Raw genomic sequence first — 24,021 nt, 5'->3', positions numbered from 1 at the left:
AGGTCACAGTGGGTTTGGGGGGTAGGTTGCAAGATCCGGCTATCCGGTACGGCGGGCCGTACTCCTGCTGTGGACCAGGTCGAAGACGGCGGCGGCGAGCGCCACGGCGACGAAGGCGATGACCACCACGAGCCCGTGCCGGAACGCCGAGGGCCACCCGGCGTGGAGCGCGCCGAAGAAGATCGATCCGGTGGCGGCGATGCCGAAGGCGGAGCCGAGCCGCTGGCCGGTCTGGAGCACGCCGACGGCGCTGCCGCCGTGGACCGGTGGCACCTCCGACAGGCTGATCGCCTGGTTGGGCGCGATCACGAGCCCGCTGCCGAGTCCGGCGATCAGCAGGGTCGGCGCGTTGGCCCAGCCGAGTTCGGGCCCGGTCCAGATTCCGGTGACCACGATGGTGGCGGCGAGTCCGGCGATGACGACGGCGAGGCCGACGGCGACGAGCAGCCGCCCGGCCCGCCCGACCAGGCGTCCGCCGGCGATGGCGGCCAGGGAGGAGCCGATGGCGAACGGGGTGATGGCCAGCCCTGCCTGGAGCGGGGTGTAGTGCAGGCCGTTCTGCAGGTAGAGGGTGTAGATGAAGAAGATGCCGGTGAATCCGGCGAAGTAGAACAGGGCGATGACGGCGCCGAGGCTGTAGGAGTGTTTGGCGAACAGGCCGAGCTGGATCAGCGGCTCACGCTTGTAGCGGCGTTCCCAGGCGACGAAGAGCGCCAGTACGGCCAGCGCGGCGGGCACGAGCAGCCACTTGACCTGTCCCTCCCACTGGTGCTGCTGCACGAATGGCAGGAGCAGGCCGAACACGCCGATTCCGAGCAGCAGCACGCCGACGGGATCCATGCTCTCCTGGCGCCCCTTCACGCCGGGCGGCAGCAGCTTCCAGGCCAGCGGCAGCAGGATGACGCCGATCGGCAGGTTGACCAGGAACACCCACCGCCAGCCTTCCTGGTGGCCGAACGCGGTGACGAGCGCGCCGCCGATCGTGGGCCCGGCCGCGGTCGCGATGCCCATCGTGGCGCCGAACGCGCCGAAGGCCCTGCCACGTTCCTGGCCCTGGAACATCTGCTGGATCAGCCCGGACACCTGCGGGTTGAGCATGCCGGCCGCGACGCCCTGGACCAGCCGGGCGGCGATCAGCAGCGGCATGGTGGGCGCGAAACCGCAGGCGGTGCTGGCCAGCGTGAACAGGGCGACGCCGACCATGAACACGGCCCGCCGGCTGCGCGCGTCGCCGAGCCGTCCGGCGGGCACGAGCAGCAGCCCGAACGTGAGCGCGTACCCGGACAGCGTCCACTGCAGGCCGTCCTCACCGGCGTGCAGGCTCTCCTGGATGGACGGCAGCGCCACGTTGACGATGCTCACGTCGAGGCCGGACATGAACGCGGCCGTCAGGCAGACACCCAGGGCGGGCAGTCGTCTCACGCTGGGCCTGTGTCCGCCACAGACCAGGGGAAACCTGACATTCTCTCCGTTGGCTGAGCCGTGAGGTTGGCCTTACCGCCGGGCGGCAAGGTTCGACAGGTGAGCTCACGACAGCATGGACTGCAGGCGGTTCTCGGGCCGCTGAGCAGGGCGGCCGTCTTCACCGTGGCGACGGTGAAGCACGACGCCGCGGCCCGCGAGGCGGTCAGGGCGCTCTGCGGCGACCTGGCGGCGCTGCGGCGCACGGTCGGCTTCCGCAGTCTGGACGGCGATCTGTCCTGCGTGCTCGGTATCGGCGCCGAGGCGTGGGACCGGTGGTTCGACCTGCCGCGTCCGGCCATGTTGCGCCCGATGCCCGAGGTGCGCGGCGTCCACCACGCGCCCTCGACGCCCGGTGACCTGCTGCTGCACCTGCGGGCCGGACGCATGGACCTCTGCTTCGAGCTGGCCGCGCTGATCATGGACCGGCTGTCGGGCGCGCTGTCGGGCGTGGACGAGGTGCACGGCTTCCGCTACTTCGACGCCCGCGACCTGCTCGGCTTCGTGGACGGCACGGAGAACCCCGAGGACGATCTGGCCGCCGACTCGGTGCTGATCGGCGAGGAGGACCCGCTGTTCGCCGGCGGCACGTACGTCACCGTGCAGAAGTACGTGCACGACCTGGCCGCCTGGAACGCGTTGCCCGTCGAGCACCAGGAGCGCGTCATCGGCCGTACCAAGCTGGCCAACGTCGAGCTGGACGACCAGACCAAGCCGACCTGGGCGCACAACGCGCTGACCGTCATCGAGGAGGACGGCAGGGAGCTGAAGATCGTGCGGGACAACATGCCGTTCGGCAACGCCGCGGCCGGCGAGTTCGGCACCTACTTCATCGGCTACTCCAGGACCCCTGACGTCATCGACCGGATGATCACGAACATGTTCGCCGGCGACCCTCCCGGCAACTACGACCGGATCCTGGACTTCTCCACCGCCCTGACCGGCTCGACCTATTTCGTCCCGACGCCCGACCTGCTCGAACGGCTAGCCGAACCGCAGGCGCCGGGCGCTCTGGAGATCGGCAGCCTCAAAGGAGTCCCGCAGTCATGAACAACCTGCACCGCGAGCTCGCCCCGATCTCCGACGCCGCCTGGGCGCAGATCGAGGAGGAGGTGGCCCGCACGTTCAAGCGCAACCTCGCCGGCCGCCGCGTGGTCGACACCCACGGCCCGACCGGCGCCGACAGCTCTGCCGTCGGAACCGGCCACGTCACCGGGATCCAGCCGCCCGGCGACGGCGTCGAGGCCCGGCAGCGGGGTGTGGCGGCGCTGGTGGAGCTGCGCCGGCCGTTCGAGCTGAGCCGTGAAGCGATCGACGACGTCGAGCGCGGTTCCGGCGACTCCGACTGGCAGCCCGCCAAGGACGCCGCGACCGCGCTCGCCATCGCCGAGGACCGCGCGATCTTCCAGGGGTACGGCGCCGCCGGCATCACCGGCATCGTCCCGGCCAGCTCGCACCGCCCGATCCCGCTGCCTGCCGAGTTCACCGGCTACCCGGAGGCGATCGCCCAGGCGCTCAGCGCCCTGCGGGTGGCCGGCGTGGACGGGCCGTACACGGTCCTGCTGGGCCCGGAGGCGTACACGGGCGTCACCGAGACCAGCGACCACGGCTACCCGGTGCGCTCGCACATCGAGCGGATGGTGGACGGCGACATCATCTGGGCGCCCGCGCTCGCCGGAGCACTGGTGCTGACCACCCGCGGCGGCGACTACGACCTGCACCTGGGCGAGGACCTGTCGATCGGCTACCTGTCGCACACCGCCGACACGGTGACGCTCTACCTGCAGGAGTCGTTCACGTTCCTGCCCTTCACGAGCGAGGCGGCGGTCCCGCTCGCCCAGCGCCAAGGGTGACGGGCAGGGCGGTGAGCCGCACGCCCATGATGCCGCCGTAGGTGCTCTGGCGCAGCTCGTCGTAGGGTACGGCGAGCCGGGCGTCGGGGAAGTCGGCGGCCAGGACGTCGGCCACCGCGCGCAGTTCGAGCTGGGCGAGCTGGGCCCCGACGCAGAAGTGCGCGCCGGCGCCGAACGTGAGGTCGGGGCCGGGCTCGCGGCCGGGATCGGTGTTGATGCCCTGGATGTCCACCAGGACGGGCGAGCGGGCGGGCACACGCTCCCCGGCGAGCTCGATCTCAGCGGTGGTGAACCGCCAGAGCGTGTAGGGCGCGGGCGGGTGGTCACGCAACGTCTCGCGCACGAGATCGTCCCCGACGGACGGAGTGGCGAGCGCGCGGGCGACCAGGAAGCCGAGCGCGGCGTCGGTGGTGAGCTGGCCGGCGAAGATCAGCCCGAAGAGGTAGTAGAGAAGCTGCTCGCGGGTGGTGCCCTCGGGCACGCGCTCGCGCAGTTCGGCGGCGAGCCCGCCGCGCTCGCCGTCCAGTCCCGCCTCGGCCAGCCGGGCGAGCTCGGCCATCGCGCGGCCCTGCGCGCCCGGCTCGGGGTCGAACATCAGCTTGCACGCCTCCGTCGCCTGCTCCACCCGGTCGAGCGGGATGCCGAGCAGGTCGAGCAGGACGGTGAGCGGGTAGCGGACGGTGAATCCGGCCATCAGGTCGACCGGCTGCGGCCCGCCGGCGAGCTCGGTCAGCAGTTCGCGGGCCAGTTCGTGGACGCGATCGGACTGCGCGGCGATCCGCCTGGCGTTGAGCAGCGGGGCGTGGGCGCGGCGCAGCTCGGTGTGGGCGGGTCCGTCGAGCGTGGTGAGGGACGGCCGCGCGGCCGCGGCCGGTTCGAGCCCGGCGCGCCGCGGGTCCCAGCTCTCCGGCGCGTTGGCCGGGTCCTTGGCGATGTCGGGATGGGCCAGCACCTCGCGGGCCAGGTTCTCCTCGGTCACGATCCACACCGAGCCGCCGGAGGGCGCGGCCACCTTCACGATCGGCCCCGCGGCGCGCAGCGCTTCGCGGGCGGGGTCGGGGTCGGCGAGGCCGCGCGTGCTCGGGGCGAAGGGGTCGATCATCGGCACTCCAGAGGTCGCAGATATACCTCCACCATAAAGTATCTCTATCGTGAAGTCATCTTCCGTAGGCGGCCAGAAAGACGCGCACCCCCTCGTCGGCGTAGTGGTGCAGTTCCTTCTCCTCGTAGAGCGCCGCCTCGACCGGCAAGGACATCGCCCTGTTCAGCGGGATCGACAACACCAGCCAGTTGAAGTGCTGGGCCGCCAGCAGCGGGTCCGGCACGTTGAGCAGCCCGCGCCGCCCGAGCGCCTCGAACCACCCGGCGAACAGCGCGCTCGATCGCACCGGCCCGTTCTCGTACCAGGCACGAGCCAGGTCGGGGAAGCGGTCCGCCTCGCCGATGAGGACGCGGCGCATGCGGAGCAGATGCGGCTGCATGACCACGGCCAGGTGCGTGCGGGCGTACTCCCGCAGGTCGCGTTCCAGGTCGTCGGTGCCGGGCATGGCGGCTTCGAGCGGGTGCACCTCGACCTCGATCCGCGAGATGTCGAGGGTGATCAGCTCGGTGAACAGCCGTTGCTTGTCGGCGAAGTGCTTGTAGACGGTCTGCTTGGAGACCTCGGCCATCGCGGCGATCTCGTCCATGCTGGTGCCCGCGTAGCCGTTGCGCAGGAAGAGGGTGCGCGCGGCGTCGACGATCGCGCGACGCTTCTGGGCGGTGCGTCCGGTGTCCATGACGGAATAGTACTGGACGGTCCAGTACCGAAGCGAGTACTGTACCGTCCAGTACCGGAGCCGAGGAGATGAACATGCCCACCCTGAAGACCCCCGACGGCACGCTGCACTACGAGGTGCGCGGCCAGGGACCGCTCGTCGTCCTGTTCGGCGCGCCGATGGACGCCGGGGCGTTCGCGTCGCTGGCCGACCTGCTGGCCGATGAGTACACGGTGCTGACCACCGACCCCCGCGGCATCCACCGCAGCGTGCTCGACGACCCCGGGCGAGACTCCACCCCCGCCCTCCGCGCCGCGGACCTCTCCCTGCTCCTCGCCGAGGTCGACGCGGGCCCCGCGGTCGTGTTCGGCAGCAGCGGCGGCGCCGTGAGCGTGCTCGCCCTCGCCCAGGCCCACCCCGAGCGGGTACGCGCGGTGATCGCGCACGAGCCGCCCCACTACACGCAGCTGCCCGACCGCGAGAAGCTCGACGCCCGCATGGAGGACATGATCGCCGCCTACGCCGCCGGCGACACCGCGACCGCATGGGCGATCTTCTTCGAGAACGCCGACATCCACCTGCCGGAGGGCGCCCTGGAGCACATGTTCCCCGCCGAGCCCGACCCCCAGTACGTCGCCGACGAGCGCTACTCCTACCTGCACATGATGCGCGGCACCGTCCGCTGGGAACCCGACGTCGCCGCGCTGCGCGACGGACCGGTCCGTGTGCTGGTCGGGCTGGGCGAGGACTCCACCGGCCAGCTCTGCGACCGCGCCTCCAGGGCGCTGGCCACCTCGATCGGCACCGAGCCCACGATGTTCCCCGGCGGGCACGTCGCCTGGACGGAGGACGCGGAGGGCTTCGCCGTACGGCTGCGCGAGGTCCTCCGCGCCCTCTGACTTCCGCCGGGTTACGGCGGGCGGAAAAGAAACGGTAAGAACGGTCCGGCAGAGTTACCTCATCGAACCGAGAACAACCCCCGAAAGAGGACGCCGGACATGCGTAAGCTCATCGAGTCCACCTTCATGACCATCGACGGAGTCATCAGCTCGCCCGAGAAGTGGAGCACTCCCTACTGGGACGAGAACTATGCCGGATACGCCGCCGACCTGCTGTACGGCGCCGACGCCCTGCTGCTCGGCCGGGAGACCTACGAGGGCTTCGCCGAGGTCTGGCCGCTGATGGAGGCGTCCGAGGGCGAGTACGCCGTGCGGATGAACGCCCTGCCCAAGTACGTGGCCTCCAGGACCCTGAAGGAGACCAAGTGGAACGCCACCCTCATCGAGGGCGACGTGGCCGAGACGGTCGCCAAGCTGAAGCAGGAGCCCGGCCAGAGCATCCTGAAGTACGGCACCGGCGAGCTCGACCGCACGCTGCTGGAGCACAAGCTGGTGGACGAGTACCACCTCTGGGTCATGCCGGTCATCGGCGGTGAGGGCACCCGGGTGTTCGAGGGCCTGGACATCACCCACCTGGACTTCGTGAAGTCGACGCCGCTGAGCTCGGGCGTCCAGGTGCTCGTCTACAAGCCCAAGGCATAGCCCGCCGCTTGGGCGAATCCGGCAGCGTTGCTGGCTTTGCCCCGAACCGGTCGCGGCAACGACCTTCCCATGAAGGTCATGCCGCGCTCCGTTCGGGGCCGGGTGACGTTGGCCGCCACGTTCGCGGCCGCGATCGCGCTGGGCGCCGCCGCGGCCATCCTCGCCATGACCATCCCCCGCACGCTCGAAGCCCAGCTCGCCGCCCGGGTGAACCAGGCCGTGCAGGCGCAGGCCGCCGACGCCCGCCGCGGCGACCTGCCCGCCGAGCTGTCCACCCCGCCCGGCATCGACCTCCTGCAGGTCATCGCCGCCGACGGCGCCGTCCTCGGCACCTCGACGCAGGCCGGCGACCAGAACCGATTCGCCGCCCTGCCCACCCCGGCGCCGGAACGCCTCACCACCACCTACGGCCGGCCCGATCTGCCCGAGGCGAGCGAGGAGTACTACATCGCCGCCCTGCGCACCACCACCCCCAGCGGCCCGATCACCGTGTACGGCGCCGAGGACGTCTCCGCCACCCGGGAGGCGATCCGCCTGCTCTACTTCACGCTCGCCGTCGCCCTGCCCGCGCTGCTGTTCATGGTCGGCCTGGCCGCCTGGACCGCGGTCGGCCAGGCCCTGCGCCCGGTCAAGCGGATACGCACCCAGCTCGCCGCCATCACCGCCGGTGACCTGGGGCAACGGGTGACCGTGCCGGGGACGGGCGACGAGATCGCCACCCTGGCCGCCGCCACCAACGACACCCTCGCCCGCCTCGAACGCTCCGCCGAGACCCAGCGCCACTTCGTCAGCGACGCCTCGCACGAACTGCGCAGCCCGATCACCGCGCTGCGCACCCAGCTGGAGCTGGCCGTCGCCTACCCGGCGGACACCGACTGGCCCGAGGTGGGCGCCCGTTCGCTCGAAGCCGTCGACCGGCTGTCGGGGATCATCGACGAGCTGCTGATGATGGCCAGGCTGGACGCGGGAGCCGTACCGGACAGAAGGCGGGTGGACCTCGGCGAGCTGGCGCGCGAACAGGCGGACCGGCGGGCGGGCGTCCACGCGGAGGCCCCGGACGGCGCCTTCGTGGACGGCTCCCCCATCCAGCTCGACCGGCTGCTGACGAACCTGCTCGACAACGCCGAGCGCCACGCCCGCTCGCGCGTCGACGTGGCGGTCGCCGTGGACGGCGGCGAGGTGGTGCTGACCGTCACCGACGACGGCAACGGCATCGCCCCGCAGGACCGGGAGCGGGTCTTCGAGCGCTTCACCCGCCTGCGGGAGGGACGCGAGCGCGACCAGGGCGGCAGCGGGCTCGGGCTGGCGCTGTCGCGGCAGATCGCCTCGGTCCACGGGGGCAGCCTCGCGATCACCGATCACGGGCCCGGCGCGCAGTTCCGCGCCGTCTTCCCGCTGGCGCCGTAGGGGCTCAGTCGTCCAGACCGCGGGCGACTCGCGCCGTAGGGGCTCAGTCGTCCAGGCCGCGGGCGCTGAGGGCCTCGCCGAGCGCGTCGGCGTGCCGCAGCGCTCCCACCACCAGCGGTACGGCGAAGGCCCGCACGCTCCACGACACCCCGCGCGCCCGCTGCGCCTCCCTGACCCGGCGTGCGAGGTCGGTGAGCAGGGGCACGCTGCGCAGGGTGAGCGTGAGCATGAGCGAGACCCGGAACGGGTCCACCCGCACCAGCCGCAGCGGCGCGAGCCCGCGCTCCAGGGCGGCGAGCATCACCGAGGCGGGCGTGGTGAGCGTGACCAGCCCGGCCAGTGCGACCATGAGCACCACGCGCATCGTCGTGACCGTCGCGGCCGGCAGGTCGGCCAGCAGGAGCTGGGTGACGAACAGCGCGAGCGCGAACCAGCGCACCGGCCGGATCTGCCCCCAGGCGGCCGCCGGGCGTACCCGGGCCACCGCGTACAGAGCCAGGACGACGGCGGTCGCGCCGGCCAGCGCCGCCGGGGTCTGGAGCAGGACCAGCACCGTGCATCCGGCGGCCAGTCCGAGCAGCTTGAGACCGGTCATGCCATCAGGTCCCTGTAGTGGTCGAGCGCTGCCTCGGGCGCGCCGTCGGCGACGAGTTTGCCCTGGTCGAGCACAAGAACCCGGTCGAAGTCCGCCAGCAGCGCGAGGTCGTGGCTGACGACCACGACGTGCTGGGGAAGCTCACGCAGGATGCGCGCCACCTGGCGGGAGTTGCGCAGGTCGAGCAGGGTGGTGGGCTCGTCCATGACGAGGATGTCGGGTTCGAGGACCAGCACGGAGCACAGGGCGAGCAGTTGCTTCTGGCCGCCGGAGAGCTGGTGCGCGGGGTGGTCGGCGTGGGCGGCCAGGCCGTAGCGCGACAGCACCTCCTCCACCAGCGCGGCCACCTCCGCCTTCGGCAGGCCCCTGCGGCGCAGGGAGAAGGCCACGTCCTCGGCCACCGTCGGCATCACGATCTGCGCGTCGGGGTCGGTGAACAGGAATCCGACCCGGCGCCTGATCTTGGCCGCCTCGCGGCGGGTGTCCATGCCCAGGACGCGGACGGTGCCGGTGGTGGGCAGGGCCAGGCCGTTCAGGAGGCGGGCGAAGGTGCTCTTGCCGGAGCCGTTGGCCCCGGCCACGCCGATCCGCCGCTCGGACAGGGTCAGCGTCAGGCCGTCCAGGACCTCGCGCTCCGCCAGCCGTACGCCGACGCCGCTCAGCTCGATCATCTACACCACCTCGAACAACGCCGCGACCCCGAGACCGCCGCCGACCGCGGCCGTCGCCAGCCCCAGCGTGCCACGCGGCGCGCCCGCGCCCACCAGCCGGTGGAACAGGCGGGTGACCACGACCGCGCCGCTGGCCCCCCACGGATGGCCGAGGGCGAGGGCTCCGCCGTCGGCGCAGACGCGCGTACGGTCGGCGCCCAAGGGGTCGAGGCCGAGCGCGTCGGTCACCGCGAGCACCTGCGCGGCGAACGCCTCCACGATCTCCACCGCCGCCACCTGCCCGAGCTCGGCCCCGGCCCGCCGCAGCACCCGCCGTACGGCCGGCACCGGCCCCCAGCCGGGCAGCTCCGGGTCGCATCCCACGACGGAACCGGCCACCAGCCGCAGGCCCGGCAGCCCCAGCCGCTCGTCCACGACGGCCACCGCCGCCGCGCCGTCGCTGATCGGCGAGGAGTTGCCCGCGGTGACCGTGCCGCCGGGCACGAACGCCGCCGGCAGCCTGGCCAGCGACCGCTCCCGCAGGACGCGCGGCCGCTCGTCGGTCTCCCGCTCGCCGACCGCGACGATCTCCCCCGTGAAGTCACCGGCCAGCGCCTTGGCGTGGCTGTCGATCGCGTAGGCGTCCTGACGCTCGCGGCCGACGCCGCGGGCGCGCGCCAGCGCCTCGGCGGCGGGTCCCATGTCGGGGTCCGGATGCCCGTCCGGGGTGAACGGCGCCCGCTCGTACGGCTGCGCCGCCCCCCGTCGCGTGCGCAGCGGAGCGGTCGAGGCGCTCTCGGCCCCGCCGGCGATCACGAACTCCGCCTCACCGGCGCTCACCGCCTGCCCGGCCAGCAGGATCGCGGCCAGGCCGCTGCCGCACTGCCGGTCGACGGTCAGACCGGGCACCTCGTGCCCGAACCCGGCGGCCAGCGCCGAGACGCGGGCCAGGTTCCCGCCGGGGCCCATGCAGTTGCCGAGCACCACGTCGTCCACGTCCCGGTACCCGCCGGCCGCCTTGCGCACGTCGGCGAGCACCGCCGCGAGCACCGGGGCGGCGAGCCGGTCGGCGGTGAGGGTCTTGAAGGCGTGCCCTGCCGTACCGATCGGGGTACGCCGGGCGGCCACCACCACCGGCCTCACGCCAGCCTCCTGAAGCCGGTCAGCGTCTCGGCGATCAGCGCCCTGGCCGGTTTGCCGGTGGGGGTGCGCGGCAGGGTGTCGGCCGCGTACCAGCGTCTCGGCCGTTGCACCCGGTCCAGTCCCGCGCGGGCGGCGGCTTCCAGGTCGGCCCGCCGTACCGGGCCCTCGACCACCGCGCACACGAGCGCGCCCAGGTCGGGGTGCGGCGCGCCGACGACGACCGCGTCCGCCACGCCCGGCACCCGCCGCAGCACCGCCTCGACGTCCTCGGGCACGACGGTCGCGCCGCCGGTCTGGATCGCGCCGTCGCCCCTGCCGCGCACCCGCAGAACCCCGCCCGGCCGGTACGGCTCCGCCAGGTCGCCGACCGTGGCCCAGCCCGCGGCGTCCCGGCGCAGCGGGCCGGCGGCGCCCGCCAGGTAGCCGTCGGCCACCCAGGGCGAACGCACCCACACCTCGCCCGCCCTGACCTCGATCTCCACCTCGGGGAAGGCGCGCATGCCGGTGCCGTCGGCGTCGGCGGCGACGAAGGAGAGCTCGCTCGACCCGTAGTAGGACAGCACCCGGAGGCCGCCGGCCTGGGCGCGTTCGCGGGCGGCGGGGTCGAGCGCGGCGCCGCCGACGAGGGCCACGCGCAGGGAGTCGGGCTTGGGCAGGACCTCCTGGAGCTGGTGGGGTACCAGGTGGACCGCGGTGGCCGCGTCGAGGTGCTCCAGGGACCACCGGCCGGGGACGATCGCCGTCGCGCCGGCGCCCAGGGCGTGGGCGGCGGCGAAGGCGTACAGGGAGGTGACGAGCGGACCCGGGATCAGCACCACGTCTTCACCGCCGATGCCGGACAGGCGGCCGAGGTGCCGGAAGGAGTCGGTCCAGGAGGCCCGCGAACGGACCACCGCACGCGGCCGCCCGGTGCTGCCGGAGGTGAAACAGGCCCACCCGCCCTCGGCCGGAGGAGCGGGTGGGAGGTCCGCCAGCAGGCGGGCGGCGCGGTCGTCGCAGACCAGCGGCGTGATCCCGGCCAGGTCGGCGGCGAGCGCCTGGGTGAGGGCGGCCACCGGGTCCTTCACGCTGATCACGGCGGGACCGGCGGTGGCACGCACGTCGCGCGCCTTGATCCGCTCGGCCAGTTCCGCGTAGGTGACCTCCTCCTCCGGGCCGACGAGCGCGACCCTGTCGGGGTCGCGCGCGGCGTGCTCCAGGACGTGTGCCGCTACCGCCACGTGTGCCGCTCCTGCCAGATGGCCGGCACGGCGTCGGGGTAGGCCCGCTGGACGCCCCTCGCGACGAAGGCGGCGAGCACCGCCTTGATCAGGTCGCCGGGCAGGAACACCGTGCTGAGCAGCATCGTCTTGCCCAGGGGGATGCCGGTGACCAGCGCCTGCACGGGCACGCCGCACAGGTAGATCACCCCGATGCCGCCGGCGACGCAGGCCAGCAGCAGCCGGACGATGCCCGGCTTGCGCCCGCCGCGTTGCACGATCCAGCCGGTGAGGGCGGCGCCGGGGATCCAGCCGATCAGGTAGCCGGCCGAGGCGGCGGCGAACACCCCCAGCCCGCCCCGTCCGCCCGCCAGCAGCGGCAGGCCGACCGCGACGAGCACGAGCAGCACGGTCACCGCCAGCGCCGCCCGCCAGGTGCCCAGAATGGCACCGGCGAGCATGACGCCGAAGGTCTGCAGAGTGATCGGCACGGCGTTGCCGAAAACGTTGAGCGTGCCCGGTAGTCCGAGCACGGCGATGAGCGCGGCGAACACGCTCACCCTCGCCAGGTCTCCCGCGTTCTTCATGGCATCGATCCCACATCACATTCCGGCGATCCAGGTATGGAGGTATACGACAAGATCCACCCCGAGGAACCAGCGCGGTCGTCGTGGCGCGCCACCCAGACTCTAGGAGATGCCGGTCAATGCCCTTAACCCCTGACGACCCACTACTCCGTGGTCGTGTAGCGGTTGGTGGTGCCGTGCCATTCCAGGCCGCCGCCCAGCCAGGCGCCGAGCGCCCACAGGAAGTGGTGGAGCTCGGGCGAGGGTAGGGCACGCAGCTCGTGGCAGTCGGCCTCGAAGGCCGCGACGATGTCGTTGTGCAGGGCGACAGCGCGTTCCGCCGCCTCGCGCAGGGTGCAGCCGCGCTCGGCGGCCACCAGCAGCACGATGTTGCAGTCGGGCAGCTCGTCGGCGGCCTCGCGGATCGCCGAGTGCAGGTCGTTGACGATGACGGCCGCGGTGCCCGCCCGCATGACGGCGCGGTGCACCCGCTCCTCGTAGAAGAGGTTGCCCGGCACCTCGTAGCCGCCCACGATGTCGGACAGGGTCATCGAGGTGTAGAAGCTGTCGTGCTGGCGGGCGGCCAGGTAGCGCCAGGCCTCCACGGGTTCGCCGCTCTGCCGCCAGGCGCCGTAGGCGTTCCAGCTGACCCACATCTGGAAGGACGTCAGGTTGACGCGGGCGAGCTGCGACGGCGTCGAGTGCACGGCCACGTGGTCGCGGGCCGAGGTCAGGGAGACGAGCACCGGGTCGCTCCTGAGCTGCGCCTCCAGCTCGTCGCCGAACTCGTCGGCCGGCGGCGGCGCGTCCATGGCCGACATCGCCAGGGCCAGCCGGCTGGCCAGCAACGCGGGGTCGGCGCCGAGTTCGGTCTCGTCGGCGTAGTAGTCGTCGCAGGCCCACCAGGCGGCGTTCATCTGCCCGGCCAGCAGCAGCCGGTCGGGGTCGTCGACGTCGGGGTGGGCGAGGGTGACCAGGTGGCCGAAGCCGGCTTGCCGGAACGTCTCGATGCGCCCCTCGTGCAGGCCGATCTTCTCCGCCCACTCCACCAGCCGCTCGTTGACCACCTCGCCGAGCGCGTGGTCCACGCGCACGGCGAGCGGGCAGTACAGCGCGGGCATGCTCCCGTCGGCCCAGGGCCGTTGCGCGAACACCAGCGGCGGCTGTCTGACGGTGCGGGGACCTGGCACACACCCGAGGTCCTGCGGTACGGCGAGGCCGCCCGCCGGTTGGGCGAACAGGCGGGCGGCGGAGGTGCCGAGCCCGGTGGGTCCGGGCAGGAACGCGGAGGGGTTGGGCATGACGTTCCTTTCGCTGGGCTGAGGTCAGACGCGGTCGGCGGCGATCAGCAGGTACTGGAAGCTGCCGTCCTTGTAGGCCGTCAGGAACGCGTCCTCGATGCCGGTGACCACGGATGAGCGCGCGCGCAGCTCCCAGTAGGGGATGGTCGCCTCGGTCAGGTCGATCACGTCGATGGGCACGAGGTGGTTGTCGGCCATGGCCTTGAAGTAGGCGCTGCGCGGGTGGATGTCGCAGACGTAGTGGGCGTTGATCTCGCTGACGGCCTTGGAGGGCAGCCCGTACACGTCGTTGTAGCAGCCGGTGATGGTCACGTAGCGGCCGCCGGGCGCGAGCAGCTGGGAGTGGGCGGCGAACAGCTTGGAGAGGTTGACGTACATCGTGCTCTCGTTGTTCCAGATGGCCTTCAGGCTGCCGGGTTCGAGGCCGGTCTGCAGCATGTTGCGAAAGTGGAACTCCACCTTGTCCTGCACGCCGCGCAGGCGGGCCTGCTCGTTGGCGAAGTCGACCTGCTTCTGCGAGATCGAGACGCCGTCCACGCGGCAGCCGAAGCGTTCGTGCGCCATGAAGCTGCTGCCGCCGCGGCCCGATCCGGCGTCGAGCAGCCGGTCGGTGGGCTGGACCTGGCCGAGGTGGTCGAGCAGCAGTACGGCCTGTGCGGTCTCGAGCCGGTGCATCTCGGCGATCATCCGCTCGTCGCGGGTCTCCTCCGGCTCGTCCAGCACGGACCAGTCGACGGCGCCGATGCCGTAGTGGTGGTGGTAGGTGCCGGAGACCTCGCCGAGGCGGAGGTTGACGGCGTTCTTCTCGCGGTTCCAGTAGTCGGCCACGGAGTGCTGGTAGGGGCTGGTGATGACCACGGACATGAAGCCTGCCTTTCTGAGAAGGAGTGCGACGCGAAGTTATCTCCCGGCTACCGAAAGTGAAATGTGGCGTTCCGGTCTCCGGAACCGCCGTTTCTCCTGTGCGGGTGGAGGGAACGAGGTGCGGCTTGCCGGGGCCGTACCCGATCGTCTAGATTTCGTTGAGTAAACGTTTATTCAATGAAATGTGGAGATCATGGCGACGCGTAAGGAACAGGCGGAGTGGCGGCGTGAGCAGCTGCTCGACGCGGCGTTGCGGGTGTTCGCCGCCAAGGGCGTGGACGGGGCGTCGGTCAAGGACCTCGCCGAGGCGGCGGGCGTGACGCCGGGGCTGCTCTACCGGTACTTCGACAGCAAAGAGGCGCTGGTCGAGACCCTGCTGCGCGAGCGTGGGTTCATGACGCGCCTGCGCGAGCTCCTGACCGCCGGCCACTCCGGACGGCCGGCCAGGGAGGTCCTGACCGAGCTGCTCACCGCCTTCGACGGACTGCTGGCGGGCAACGCCGAGCTGGTGGCGGTCTTCTTCAGCGCCACCCGCGCCCGCGCGGCGCTGGCCGAGCTGACCGGCGAGGGGCAGCGGCTCATCGGCGCGTTCCTGGCGGACCGGGTCGCGGCGGGCGAGCTGCCGCCGCACGACACCGGGACCGCCGCCAAGACGCTGTTCGCGGCGGTGGCGGTCAGCCGGGCCACGGGCACGCCGATCGACGTCCCCGCCCTGGTCGGCCTGCTCTACCCCACGGGAAGGTGACACGAGGTGCGTACCAGAGTGCTCGTCGCCGGCGGCGGACCCGCCGGCATGATGACCGGACTGCTGCTGGCCCGCCGGGGAGTCGAGGTGGTCGTGCTGGAGAAGCACGCCGACTTCCTGCGCGACTTCCGCGGCGACACCGTCCACCCGTCGACGCTGGAGATCATCGCCGAGCTCGGCTGGAGCGGCGAGTTCCTGAAGCTGCCGCACAACAAGATGAGCGAGGTCGCGGTACGCATGGGCGGCCAGAGCGTCACCTTCGCCGACTTCACCCGGCTGAAGGTGCGCCACCCGTACATCGCGTTCATGCCACAGTGGGACCTTCTCGACTTCCTGTACGGCAAGGCCGCCTCCTGTCCCGGCTTCCGGCTGATGCGTTCCACGGAGGCGACCGGTCTGATCGTCGAGGACGGCCGGGTCGCCGGTCTGCGGGCCACGGGTGCGGAGGGCCCGATCGAGATCAGGGCGGACCTGGTGGTCGCCGCCGACGGCCGGCACTCCGTGCTGCGCGCCCAGGCCGGGCTGCGGCCTCTGGCGGGCTCGCCGCCCATGGACGTGCTGTGGTTCCGCCTGCCTCGGCGGGAGGGTGAGCGGGTGCCGTTCTTCCAGGGCGGGAGGGGCTCGCTGGTCGCCATCGACCGGGGCGATTTCTGGCAGTTCGCCTACACGATCCCGACCGGCGCGTACGACCGGCTCCAGGCGAGCGGGCTGCCGGCCTTCCACGAGCGGATCGCGGCCTTCGTCCCCGGCCTGCGCGAGCGGGTCGGGGAGCTCGGCTGGAGCGAGGTGCACCACCTGGCCGTCCGGGTCGACCGGCTGCGCCGCTGGCACCGGCCCGGCCTGCTGTGCATCGGCGACGCGGCCCACGCCATGTCGCCGGCCGGCGGGGTGGGCATCAACCTGGCCGTGCAGGACGCGGTGGCCACGGCCAACCTGGTCGGCCCGGCGCTGCGCCGTTCCGGGCCGCCCCCCGAGCGGGTGCTGGCGGCGGTGCAGGCACGCAGACAGTTCCCGGCCAGGGTCACGCAGGCGTTCCAGACGACGATCCTGCGCGACCTGTATCCGAAGCGGCTGTCGGACGACACCACGGAGCACGTGCCCGCGGTCTTCTCGCTCTTCCGCGCCCTGCCGCCGTTGCGCCACCTGATGGGCCGCTTCGTCGGGCTGGGCGTACGGCCGGAGCACGTCCGCTCCTGAGCCCCTTCCCACGCGCACCGCTGGGGCGTTTCGCACGCGCCGTTGAGGCGTTTCACCGGCGGGTCGTCGGGGCTCACCATCCCGAGCGGGACCCCGGTGGCGTCGCGGGCCGGGGCGAGCCGGCTCCGGGAGGCGCGCAGCCGGGCGAGGTGGTGGAGAAACCCGCTTATCGCCTGATTTCCGGACACTGCCAGATCTCCCCTGGGATGATCTTTATGGCAGTCTTCCTACCCCCTGGAGCGGTACAGGTGACAAGGCGAGCGCAGGTGCGCGCCTTTCTCGAACGACAGGTCGTCCAAAGGGCGATCATCCTGGTCATCATCGTCAACGCGGTCACCATCGGCTGCGAGACCAGCACCTACCTGATGCGCCACGTCGGCGGCGTCCTGGTCACGATCGACCACATAGCACTGGCGATCTTCACGGTCGAGATCGCCGCCCGCCTCTACGCGAACGGGCGATCGTTCTTCAAGGACCCGTGGAACTGGTTCGACGCGGTGATCGTGATCGTCTCCCTGATCCCGGCCAGCGGGCCGACCTCGATCCTGCGGGCGCTGCGGATCCTGCGGGCGCTGCGGCTGATCTCGGCGGTGCCGAGCATGCGCCGCGTGGTGCACGCGCTGCTCGCCGCCGTGCCCGGGATGGCCTCCATCATGGGCCTGCTCGTCCTGCTGATCTACATCGCCGCGGTCGTCTCCACGAAGTTGTTCGGCGAGATCATGCCGGAGCGCTTCGACGAGCTGCCGCGCTCGTTGTTCACGTTGTTCCAGATCATGACCGGGGACGACTGGGGCAACGTGGCCCAGGAGGTCATGGATCACAAGCCGTGGGCGTGGCTCTTCTTCATCGCGTACATCCTCATGTCCACATTTGTCGCCCTAAATCTCTTCATAGCGGTAGTGGTGAACGCCATGAACGACGCCGAGGCCTCCCCCGCCGAAGCCGAGACCCAGAAGGAGCTGAAGGCAGTGCGAGAAGAGCTCGCCGCCCTGACCGCCAAACTGGACGTCCTGGTCACCCGCGAGCTCACGACGACAGGAGCGTCAGCCCGAACGTCTGAAGGATCGGGATGATCGGCTGGTAGAACGAGCGCCCGCCGGTCGCGCAGTTGCCCGTGGAGCCGACCAGGATGCCCTGGATGTGCCCGTTCCACAGCAGCGGCCCGCCGCGGTCGCCCGGCTCCGCGCAGATGTTGGTCTCGATCAGCCCGTGAACGGTCCCCTGCGGGTAGGTGATGGACGCGTTGCGGCGCAGGATGATGCCGCACTGCCACCCGGTGGTGGCGCCCGACCGGCAGACCGCGGCCCCGACCGGCGCCTGCTGCGCGCCGGCGACCCGGATCTCGCCGCCCCGGCCGTCGCTGACCACGCCGCGTGGCGTCCAGTTCGCGTTCACCCGGACCCAGCCCATGTTCTTGCCGGGGAAGGCCACCGCCTGGACGGTGCCCTGGGCCACCCGGTTGAGCCCGGTCACGGCGGTACCCGCGGGCGCGCAGTCGCCGGTGGTCACATAGCCGCCCTGGACGGACGCGCCGATCGTGCAGCGCGTCGGCCCGGCGTAGAACGCGTCGCCACCTCGGACGCTGTAGGCCGCCGGCGCGCTGATGAGCCCCAAGCCCAGCAGAAGGCTCACGGTGATGCTCCGTAATGCCATGCCTTCGACGGTACGGCGGCCGCCCGCCCTCAACAATGCGCAACCAGCTATAACGCCCGCGTTATGCCTCAAGGGCGCGGGCCGCCTGGATCCAGGAGGCGAACAGGGCGTCGTCGACCTCCTCGACGCTCTGGAGCTTGACCACCGCCATCTGCCGGTTGGCGGCCGTCAGCCGGCTCGACGGGTCCTCGATCTCCTGGCCGCGCCACAGGCCGAAGGTGACGTAGTTCTTGTAGGCCTTGAAGAACGCGACCGGCGTCTTGCCGGGCGCGCCCCCGAGGCTCCAGACCGGGTGCCCGTGCCATACCGCGCCGGGCTGGGGCATCGCCGCGTCGATCAGGGCCTGGAGCTTCTCCGCGATCTCACGCAGCGGCTGGTCGAGCTTGGCGGTGTAGTCGTTGACGGTCATCTCGGTGTTCCCTTCAGGTTGCTGACATCTACGCGTCGATCGAACGATGTGACAGGGAACGCGGACGCCCGGTTCGTCAGGGCGGACAATGGGCGGGTGACCGAGGTGAACTTAGTCCCCGCGCCCGTGCGGGTCGACTGGCAGGGCGAGACCGGGCCGCTGGGCGGGGACGTGCGGACGCGGGTGGATCCGGGGCTCGGGGCGGAGGCTTACCGGCTGAGCACGTCCGCGCTCGGGGCGGAGATCGTGGGGGGCGATCCGGCCGGGGTGTTCTGGGGGCGGCAGACGTTGCGGCAGCTTCGGGGGCCGGACGCGTTCCGGCGCGCGGCGATCGAGGCGGGGCCAGCCGACGTTCCGTATCTGGTCGTCGAGGATGCGCCGCGGTTCGCCTGGCGGGGGTTCATGCTGGATGTCGCCCGGCATTTCCTGCCCAAGGATGACGTGCTGAGGTATGTCGATCTGCTGGCCGTACACAAGCTCAATGTCCTTCATCTGCACCTCACCGATGATCAGGGGTGGCGGGTCCAGATCCGGCGCTATCCGCGGCTCACCGAGGTCGGGGCGTGGCGGCGGCGGACGCGGATCGGGTGGGGCGAGCCGGTCACCTGGGACGAACGCCCGCACGGCGGCTTCTACACCCAGGACGATCTGCGGGAGATCGTGGCGTACGCCGCCGAACGCCACGTCACCGTCGTCCCCGAGATCGACCTGCCCGGCCATTCGCAGGCGGCGATCGCCTCCTATCCCGAGCTGGGCAACACCGACGTGATCGACACCTCCGCCCTGGAGGTGCTCGGCGACTGGCTGATCAACCCCAACGTGCTGGCCCCCACCGAGGGCGTCCTGCGCTTCTACGAGAACGTTCTGGACGAGGTGCTGGAGATCTTCCCGAGCCGGTTCGTGCACCTCGGCGGCGACGAGTGCCTCAAGGACCAGTGGCGGGCGTCGGCCACGGCCCAGGCGCGCGTCAGGGAGCTCGGGCTGGCCGGGGAGGACGAGCTCCAGTCCTGGATCGTGCGGCACTTCGACCGGTTCCTCGCCGCGCGCGGGCGCCGTCTCATCGGGTGGGACGAGATCGCGCAGGGCGGCCTGGCCTCGGGCGCGGCCGTCATGTGCTGGCGCTGGTACGCCGGCGGCATCGCCGCCGCCGAGGCCGGGCACGACGTGGTGATGTGCCCGCAGCAGGAGGTGTACCTGGACCACGTGCAGGCGGCGGGCGAGGACGAGCCGGTGCCGTTCGGATGGGTGCACACGCTGGAGGACGTCTACCGCTTCGAGCCCGTGCCACCCCGCCTGGCCGGTACGCCGCACGCGGCCCGGGTGATCGGCGCCCAGGCCAACCTCTGGACCGAGGTCGCCGAGAACCGGGGGCGCGTGGACTATCAGGCCTTCCCCAGGCTCGCGGCGCTGGCCGAGGTGGCGTGGTCGCGGCTGCCGGGGCCGGACGAGCGCGACTTCGCCGGCTTCGAGCACCGGATGCACGCCGCCCACTACGCCCGCCTGGACGCGCTGGGCGTCGCCTACCGCCCGCCCACCGGCCCGCTCCCCTGGCAGCGACGCCCCGGAATCCCCGGCCGCATGCACAACAAACCCCGAAAGACCTGGCACATGGCCAAATAGCCCCCCACCCGAGAACACCTCTCCCCGGCCGAGCACCCCGCCCCCGCACTCCCACACCCGGCCGGCACCCGACCCCACGCTCCTACACCCCGAGCTGCGGCCGGACCGCAACGCCGACCGGCCGGGCAGACCACGACCGGCTTCTCCGCCACCGGCTCCGGCAAAGGCCGCCATACCGGTGGCGGACCAGCCGCCGCCGGGCGTCAGCCGGGTTGGTGCGGGCCGGGTGGTGCGGCGCGTAGGGGCGGCGGTTTCCCGGCGCCCGGCAGAAGACCGCTTCCGGCGCGCCCCCTCGCCGGGCGCGGCGTCGGCTTGGGTGGTGAGGTGTGGGGCGGTGGCGGTTCGCCGGGGGTACCGCTGGTGGTTTCAGTGGGCTGGGGCGGGGTCGTCGAGGTGGTGGAGGAGGCGGGCGAGGACGCGGACGCACGCTTCGACGTCGGAGTCGGTGAGGTCGCGGCCGACCTCGCGCAGGACGGCGCGCTCGCGGCCGACCAGGGCGTCGACGGCGGCGGCGCCCCGGCCGGTGAGCCGGATGAGCGAGGACTTCTTGTGCGCCGGATTGGGCACGGACTCCACCAGGCCGAGGGCGGCGCCGTCGTTGATGGTGCGCTGCACGAACTGGCGGCTGAGCGCCAGCGTCCGGCCGAGCTGCGGGACGGTCGTCGGCCCGTTCTGCCTGAGCATGCTGAGCACGGCCCGCAGCCCCACCGTCAGCCCTTCGACGGGCGCGTCCTGCTCCACCTGACGCCAGGCCCGCCGGTACAGCGGGCCGACGAGGTCGAACACCGCGACGAGCCGTTCGGCCCTCTCTGTCTCACTCACTCCACCATAATGACACCCAAGTTGTCATTCTCACGCAGAAATGACACCTTAGGTGTCATGAATGACATCTTCTGGACCGACCAGGGCCAGGGCCGCCCGCTCGTCCTGTTGCACGGCGGCTTCCTCGACCACCACATGTGGGACGACCAGATTCCGGTCTTCGCCGCAGGTCACCGCGTCATCGCGCCCGACGCCCGGGGGCACGGGCGCTCGGGCAACGCGGCGCGGCCGTACCGGCAGACCGACGATCTCGCGGCGCTGCTGCGGCATCTCGGCGCCTGGCCCGCCGTGCTGGCCGGCGTCTCCATGGGCGCGGGCATCGCGGTCGACACCGCGATCGAGCATCCCGATCTGGTCAGCGCGGTGGTGGTCAGCGGGGCCGGGACGAGCGAGCCGTACTACTCCGATCCCTGGACCGTCCGGGAGTGGACGGCGTGGCAGGCCGCGATGGGCGCGGGGGATCTCTGCGGTTCCGTCGAGGGGTTCATGACGTTGTCCGCCGGTCCGCGCCTCGGGCCCGAGGGCCTCGACCCGGACGTCGCCCGGCGGCTGCGCGCCATGGCCACGGGCACCATGTCCAAGCACGCCGCGGGCGAGCCCAACCTGCTCGTGCCCGTGCGCGACACCTGGGAGCGTGCGGCCAAGATCGAGGTTCCGGTGCTCGCGATCAGCGGGGCCCTCGACTCGCCCGACCTCGTGGGGATGGCGGAACGGCTCGCCGCGAGCGTCCCGCACGGCCGCGCGGTCACGATCGGCGACGCCGCGCACCACCCCAACATGGAACGGCCGGTGGCCTACAACCGGATCCTCGCCGACTTCCTCCGCGAACACACCTGACGGACCTCACCTCTACGAGGAGGACAGCAGCAGCCTGGCCTGGGTCCAGACACCGTCCAGGAGCGACGGGTCGTTGCCGAGCTTGGCGAACAACACCATGCCCTCCAACTGGGCGACCATCGCGCGGGCGGTCTCCGGCGTGCCCGACGGCCCGAGGGCGGTTCTGACCAGCTCCACCTGCTCGTCGAAGATCTGCCGCAGCCGAGCCCTGACCGTCTCGTCCTGGTTGCTGAGCTCCAGGGCGAGGTTGGCGAGCAGGCAGCCGTTGACCACGCCGGTGCTCTGCTTGGTCTGGCGCTGGGCGTCGGCCTGGGAGCGGAAGAGGCGTTCGAGCCGGTCCTCGGCCGGGGCCGCCGCGGTCAGGATGGCCTGCCAGGAGGCGCGCTGACCGGCCCAGTGGGCGTCGATGACCTCCAGCGTGAGCGCCTGCTTGGAGTCGAAGAAGTGGTAGAAGCTTCCCTTCCGCACGTCGGCCTCCGCGCAGATCTCGGCCACGCCGATGCTGGAGTAGCCCCGGCTGTGGATCAGCCGGCAGGCCGCGCCGAGGAGGCGTTCGCGAGCGTCACTCTGTCGTCCCATGAGAGCAGTCTACTTGAAAAATAGTTGACCGGTCGTCTAGTGTCCGTCTCATGACGACAACAGTGGCGATCGCCTACCACAGCGGCTACGGCCACACCGCCCGCCAGGCCCGCGCCGTGGCCGCAGGAGTGGACTCCGTTGACGGCGCCCGCGCCGACCTGCGCGACGTGAGCGTCCTGGACGAGGCGCTCTGGCAGGCCCTGGCCGACGCGGACGCGATCATCTTCGGCACCCCCACGTACATGGGCAGCCAGTCGGCGGCCTTCCAGTCCTTCGCCGAGGCCAGCGTGAAGGTCTGGAGCGAGATGGGCTGGCGGGACAAGATCGGCGCGGGCTTCACCAACTCCGCCGGCGTCAACGGCGACAAGCTCAACACCCTGACCTCCCTCGCCCTGTTCGGCGCCCAGCACGGCATGCACTGGGTGACGCTCGGGCTGCCGCCCGGCTGGCTGTACACCTCCGGCGGCTCCCCGCAGGACCTCAACCGGCTCGGCGGCTTCCTCGGCGCGATGGCGCAGTCGCCCTCCGACCTGGGCCCCGACGCGGCGCCGATGGAGTCCGACCTGCGCACCGCCGAACACCTCGGGCGGCGCGTGGCCACGACCGCCGCGCAGTTCGCCCGCGGGCGGCACGAACGGGCGGTGGCCTGACCATGGGCAGGCTCCAGGAGCTGCTGGGCATCGAGCATCCGGTCGTGCAGGGGCCGTTCGGCGGCGGGCTGTCGTCGGTCACCCTGGCGGCCGCGGTGTCGGAAGGCGGCGGGCTCGGCTCCTACGGCGGGCACATCCTCGGCGCCGACGAGCTCGTGTCGCTGGTCGGCGAGTTGAAGGCGGCCACCGGGCGGCCGTTCGCGGTCAACCTGTGGGTGCCGCTGGCGGAGGAGGAGGGGCTGCGGGCCGTACCGGCGGACGTGGAGCGGCTGCGGCCGTACTACGAGGAACTGGGGGTCGAGCCGCCCGCGCGGGCGGCTCACCCCGGCTTCGCCGAGCAGGCGGAGGCGCTGCTCGCGGCGGCGCCGCCGGTGATCAGCTTCGTGATGGGCGTGCCGCCCGCATGGGTTCTGGAGGGGGCCAGGCGGGCGGGCGTCGTCACGATCGGCACCGCGACCACGGTCGAGGAGGCGGTGGCCCTGCGCGAGGCGGGGCTGGACGCCGTCGTCGCCTCGGGCAGCGACGCCGGCGGCCACCGGGGCGCGTTCCTGCGGCCGGTGCGCGAGTCGCTGGTGGGCACGTTCTCGCTGGTGCCGCAGGTGGCCGACGCCGTGGACATCCCGGTGATCGCCGCCGGAGGCGTCGCCGACCGCCGCGGGGTGCGCGCCGCGCTGGCGCTCGGGGCCGACGGTGTGCAGGTCGGCACCGCGTTCCTGGCCACCGAGGAGTCGGGCGCGAGCCGTACGCACAAGGACGCGCTGCTCGGGCCGGACGCGCGGGTGACCGTCCTGACGCGCCTGTTCTCCGGGCGTACGGCCCGCGCCATCCCCAACCGTTTCCTGCGCGAGATGGAACCCCACGAACAGGACGTCCCGCCCTACCCGGTGCAGAACGCCCTGATGCTCCCGATCCGCCGTGAAGCAGCGGCCAGGGGCCTGCCCGGCCTGGTCAACCTGTGGGCGGGCCAGGCGGCCCCGCTGGCCCGCGCGGCCAGGGCGGCCGACGTCCTGGCCGCCCTCACCACAGACTGAGCCGGCATCACAGACCGACCCGACGTCACAGACCGACCCGACGTCACAGACCGACCCGACGTCACAGACCGACCCGACGTCACAGACCGACCCGACGTCACAGACCGACCCGACGTCACAGACCGACCCGACGTCACAGTA

Annotated in this window: 26 protein-coding genes; 12 read left to right on the top strand and 14 right to left on the bottom strand. The window is 72.0% G+C overall.

From position 1 onward, the window contains the following. Nucleotides 1-39: 39 nt before the first annotated feature. Nucleotides 40-1,422 carry an MFS transporter gene (locus ACIBI5_RS31380; protein WP_397252343.1) on the bottom strand — a complete coding sequence of 461 codons (1,383 nt, stop codon included), beginning with the start codon at nt 1,420-1,422 and terminating at the stop codon, nt 40-42. Between the two features lie 99 nt (nt 1,423-1,521). Between ACIBI5_RS31380 and ACIBI5_RS31375 the strand changes: the two genes are divergently transcribed. Both ACIBI5_RS31375 and ACIBI5_RS31370 read left to right on the top strand, forming a co-directional pair. Further along, on the top strand, nt 1,522-2,511 hold the full coding sequence (locus ACIBI5_RS31375) for a Dyp-type peroxidase (RefSeq protein WP_397252342.1): 990 nt from the start codon (nt 1,522-1,524) through the stop codon (nt 2,509-2,511). Continuing rightward, nucleotides 2,508-3,314 (top strand): family 1 encapsulin nanocompartment shell protein, encoded by an 807-nt coding sequence (locus tag ACIBI5_RS31370; RefSeq protein ID WP_397252341.1) that lies wholly within the window; start codon nt 2,508-2,510, stop codon nt 3,312-3,314. The genes ACIBI5_RS31375 and ACIBI5_RS31370 overlap by 4 nt, the downstream gene beginning before the upstream one ends. Here ACIBI5_RS31370 and ACIBI5_RS31365 read toward each other — a convergent pair. Together ACIBI5_RS31365 and ACIBI5_RS31360 are read right to left on the bottom strand one after the other, a co-directional pair. After that, on the bottom strand, nt 3,271-4,416 hold the full coding sequence (locus ACIBI5_RS31365) for a cytochrome P450 (RefSeq protein ID WP_397252340.1): 1,146 nt from the start codon (nt 4,414-4,416) through the stop codon (nt 3,271-3,273). The two genes, ACIBI5_RS31370 and ACIBI5_RS31365, sit on opposite strands and share 44 nt — an antisense overlap. 55 nt (nt 4,417-4,471) lie before the next feature. After that, complete coding sequence (locus ACIBI5_RS31360; protein WP_397252339.1) at nt 4,472-5,092, bottom strand: TetR/AcrR family transcriptional regulator; 621 nt, start codon at nt 5,090-5,092, stop codon at nt 4,472-4,474. A 74-nt stretch (nt 5,093-5,166) separates the two neighbouring features. Here ACIBI5_RS31360 and ACIBI5_RS31355 point away from each other — a divergent pair, with 74 nt between their 5' ends. The 3 genes from ACIBI5_RS31355 to ACIBI5_RS31345 all read left to right on the top strand — a co-directional run bounded on the left by ACIBI5_RS31355 (nt 5,167) and on the right by ACIBI5_RS31345 (nt 8,019). After that, the gene (locus ACIBI5_RS31355; RefSeq protein ID WP_397252338.1) at nt 5,167-5,970 is read left to right on the top strand and encodes an alpha/beta fold hydrolase; all 804 of its coding nucleotides are present in this window, start codon (nt 5,167-5,169) and stop codon (nt 5,968-5,970) included. Between the two features lie 99 nt (nt 5,971-6,069). After that, nucleotides 6,070-6,612 carry a dihydrofolate reductase family protein gene (locus tag ACIBI5_RS31350; protein ID WP_397252337.1) on the top strand — a complete coding sequence of 181 codons (543 nt, stop codon included), beginning with the start codon at nt 6,070-6,072 and terminating at the stop codon, nt 6,610-6,612. Nucleotides 6,613-6,690: 78 nt separating this feature from the next. Then, entirely contained in the window at nt 6,691-8,019 is a 1,329-nt protein-coding gene (locus tag ACIBI5_RS31345) for a sensor histidine kinase (protein WP_397252336.1), read from the top strand. A 43-nt stretch (nt 8,020-8,062) separates the two neighbouring features. Here ACIBI5_RS31345 and ACIBI5_RS31340 read toward each other — a convergent pair whose 3' ends face one another. The 7 genes from ACIBI5_RS31340 to ACIBI5_RS31310 form a co-directional block, all read right to left on the bottom strand. Beyond that, nucleotides 8,063-8,614 carry an energy-coupling factor transporter transmembrane component T family protein gene (locus tag ACIBI5_RS31340; RefSeq protein WP_397252335.1) on the bottom strand — a complete coding sequence of 184 codons (552 nt, stop codon included), beginning with the start codon at nt 8,612-8,614 and terminating at the stop codon, nt 8,063-8,065. Beyond that, on the bottom strand, nt 8,611-9,285 hold the full coding sequence (locus ACIBI5_RS31335; RefSeq protein ID WP_397252334.1) for an energy-coupling factor ABC transporter ATP-binding protein: 675 nt from the start codon (nt 9,283-9,285) through the stop codon (nt 8,611-8,613). The genes ACIBI5_RS31340 and ACIBI5_RS31335 overlap by 4 nt, the downstream gene beginning before the upstream one ends. Beyond that, a complete protein-coding gene (locus ACIBI5_RS31330; RefSeq protein WP_397252333.1) occupies nt 9,286-10,407 on the bottom strand; it encodes a thiolase family protein in 1,122 nt (373 codons plus the stop codon). Further along, the gene (locus ACIBI5_RS31325) at nt 10,404-11,627 is read right to left on the bottom strand and encodes a class I adenylate-forming enzyme family protein (RefSeq protein WP_397252332.1); all 1,224 of its coding nucleotides are present in this window, start codon (nt 11,625-11,627) and stop codon (nt 10,404-10,406) included. Before ACIBI5_RS31325 ends, ACIBI5_RS31330 begins: the two co-directional genes overlap by 4 nt. Next, a complete protein-coding gene (locus tag ACIBI5_RS31320; RefSeq protein WP_397252331.1) occupies nt 11,618-12,193 on the bottom strand; it encodes a biotin transporter BioY in 576 nt (191 codons plus the stop codon). The genes ACIBI5_RS31325 and ACIBI5_RS31320 overlap by 10 nt, the downstream gene beginning before the upstream one ends. Nucleotides 12,194-12,336: 143 nt before the next feature. Then, nucleotides 12,337-13,473, bottom strand: coding sequence for a family 2 encapsulin nanocompartment cargo protein terpene cyclase (locus ACIBI5_RS31315; protein WP_397252330.1), 1,137 nt, complete (start codon nt 13,471-13,473; stop codon nt 12,337-12,339). 24 nt (nt 13,474-13,497) lie between these two features. After that, entirely contained in the window at nt 13,498-14,337 is an 840-nt protein-coding gene (locus ACIBI5_RS31310; RefSeq protein WP_397252329.1) for a geranyl diphosphate 2-C-methyltransferase, read from the bottom strand. 193 nt (nt 14,338-14,530) lie between these two features. Here ACIBI5_RS31310 and ACIBI5_RS31305 point away from each other — a divergent pair, with 193 nt between their 5' ends. From ACIBI5_RS31305 to ACIBI5_RS31295, 3 genes are all read left to right on the top strand, one after another. Further along, nucleotides 14,531-15,082 (top strand): TetR/AcrR family transcriptional regulator, encoded by a 552-nt coding sequence (locus tag ACIBI5_RS31305; RefSeq protein ID WP_397252328.1) that lies wholly within the window; start codon nt 14,531-14,533, stop codon nt 15,080-15,082. A gap of 6 nt (nt 15,083-15,088) precedes the next feature. Further along, on the top strand, nt 15,089-16,279 hold the full coding sequence (locus ACIBI5_RS31300) for an FAD-dependent oxidoreductase (protein WP_397252327.1): 1,191 nt from the start codon (nt 15,089-15,091) through the stop codon (nt 16,277-16,279). A 248-nt stretch (nt 16,280-16,527) separates the two neighbouring features. Beyond that, nucleotides 16,528-17,352 carry an ion transporter gene (locus ACIBI5_RS31295; RefSeq protein ID WP_397252326.1) on the top strand — a complete coding sequence of 275 codons (825 nt, stop codon included), beginning with the start codon at nt 16,528-16,530 and terminating at the stop codon, nt 17,350-17,352. Here the strand turns inward: ACIBI5_RS31295 and ACIBI5_RS31290 are convergent. Both ACIBI5_RS31290 and ACIBI5_RS31285 read right to left on the bottom strand, forming a co-directional pair. Continuing rightward, complete coding sequence (locus ACIBI5_RS31290) at nt 17,306-17,932, bottom strand: S1 family peptidase (RefSeq protein WP_397252325.1); 627 nt, start codon at nt 17,930-17,932, stop codon at nt 17,306-17,308. The two genes, ACIBI5_RS31295 and ACIBI5_RS31290, sit on opposite strands and share 47 nt — an antisense overlap. 61 nt (nt 17,933-17,993) lie before the next feature. Beyond that, nucleotides 17,994-18,341 carry a DUF1801 domain-containing protein gene (locus tag ACIBI5_RS31285; protein ID WP_397252324.1) on the bottom strand — a complete coding sequence of 116 codons (348 nt, stop codon included), beginning with the start codon at nt 18,339-18,341 and terminating at the stop codon, nt 17,994-17,996. A 96-nt stretch (nt 18,342-18,437) separates the two neighbouring features. On the opposite strand from ACIBI5_RS31285, the gene ACIBI5_RS31280 reads away from it, so the two are divergent. Further along, nucleotides 18,438-19,961 carry a beta-N-acetylhexosaminidase gene (locus ACIBI5_RS31280; RefSeq protein WP_397252323.1) on the top strand — a complete coding sequence of 508 codons (1,524 nt, stop codon included), beginning with the start codon at nt 18,438-18,440 and terminating at the stop codon, nt 19,959-19,961. A 366-nt stretch (nt 19,962-20,327) separates the two neighbouring features. Here the strand turns inward: ACIBI5_RS31280 and ACIBI5_RS31275 are convergent, their stop codons facing one another. Further along, nucleotides 20,328-20,783, bottom strand: coding sequence for a MarR family winged helix-turn-helix transcriptional regulator (locus ACIBI5_RS31275; RefSeq protein WP_397252322.1), 456 nt, complete (start codon nt 20,781-20,783; stop codon nt 20,328-20,330). Between the two features lie 57 nt (nt 20,784-20,840). Between ACIBI5_RS31275 and ACIBI5_RS31270 the strand changes: the two genes are divergently transcribed. Next, entirely contained in the window at nt 20,841-21,620 is a 780-nt protein-coding gene (locus tag ACIBI5_RS31270) for an alpha/beta fold hydrolase (RefSeq protein ID WP_397252320.1), read from the top strand. 12 nt (nt 21,621-21,632) lie between these two features. On the opposite strand, the gene ACIBI5_RS31265 is transcribed toward ACIBI5_RS31270, so the two are convergent. Continuing rightward, nucleotides 21,633-22,199 (bottom strand): TetR/AcrR family transcriptional regulator, encoded by a 567-nt coding sequence (locus tag ACIBI5_RS31265; protein WP_397252319.1) that lies wholly within the window; start codon nt 22,197-22,199, stop codon nt 21,633-21,635. Between the two features lie 50 nt (nt 22,200-22,249). Between ACIBI5_RS31265 and ACIBI5_RS31260 the strand changes: the two genes are divergently transcribed. Beyond that, complete coding sequence (locus ACIBI5_RS31260) at nt 22,250-22,849, top strand: flavodoxin family protein (RefSeq protein ID WP_397252318.1); 600 nt, start codon at nt 22,250-22,252, stop codon at nt 22,847-22,849. A gap of 2 nt (nt 22,850-22,851) precedes the next feature. Further along, nucleotides 22,852-23,880, top strand: coding sequence for an NAD(P)H-dependent flavin oxidoreductase (locus tag ACIBI5_RS31255; protein WP_397252317.1), 1,029 nt, complete (start codon nt 22,852-22,854; stop codon nt 23,878-23,880). Nucleotides 23,881-24,021: the final 141 nt, after the last annotated feature.

The sequence above is a fragment of the Nonomuraea sp. NPDC050540 genome, from assembly GCF_044457485.1.
Taxonomy (GTDB): domain Bacteria; phylum Actinomycetota; class Actinomycetes; order Streptosporangiales; family Streptosporangiaceae; genus Nonomuraea.
Note: the sequence above shows the minus strand (reverse complement) of the source record. Positions and strands in the feature narration are given on the sequence as shown.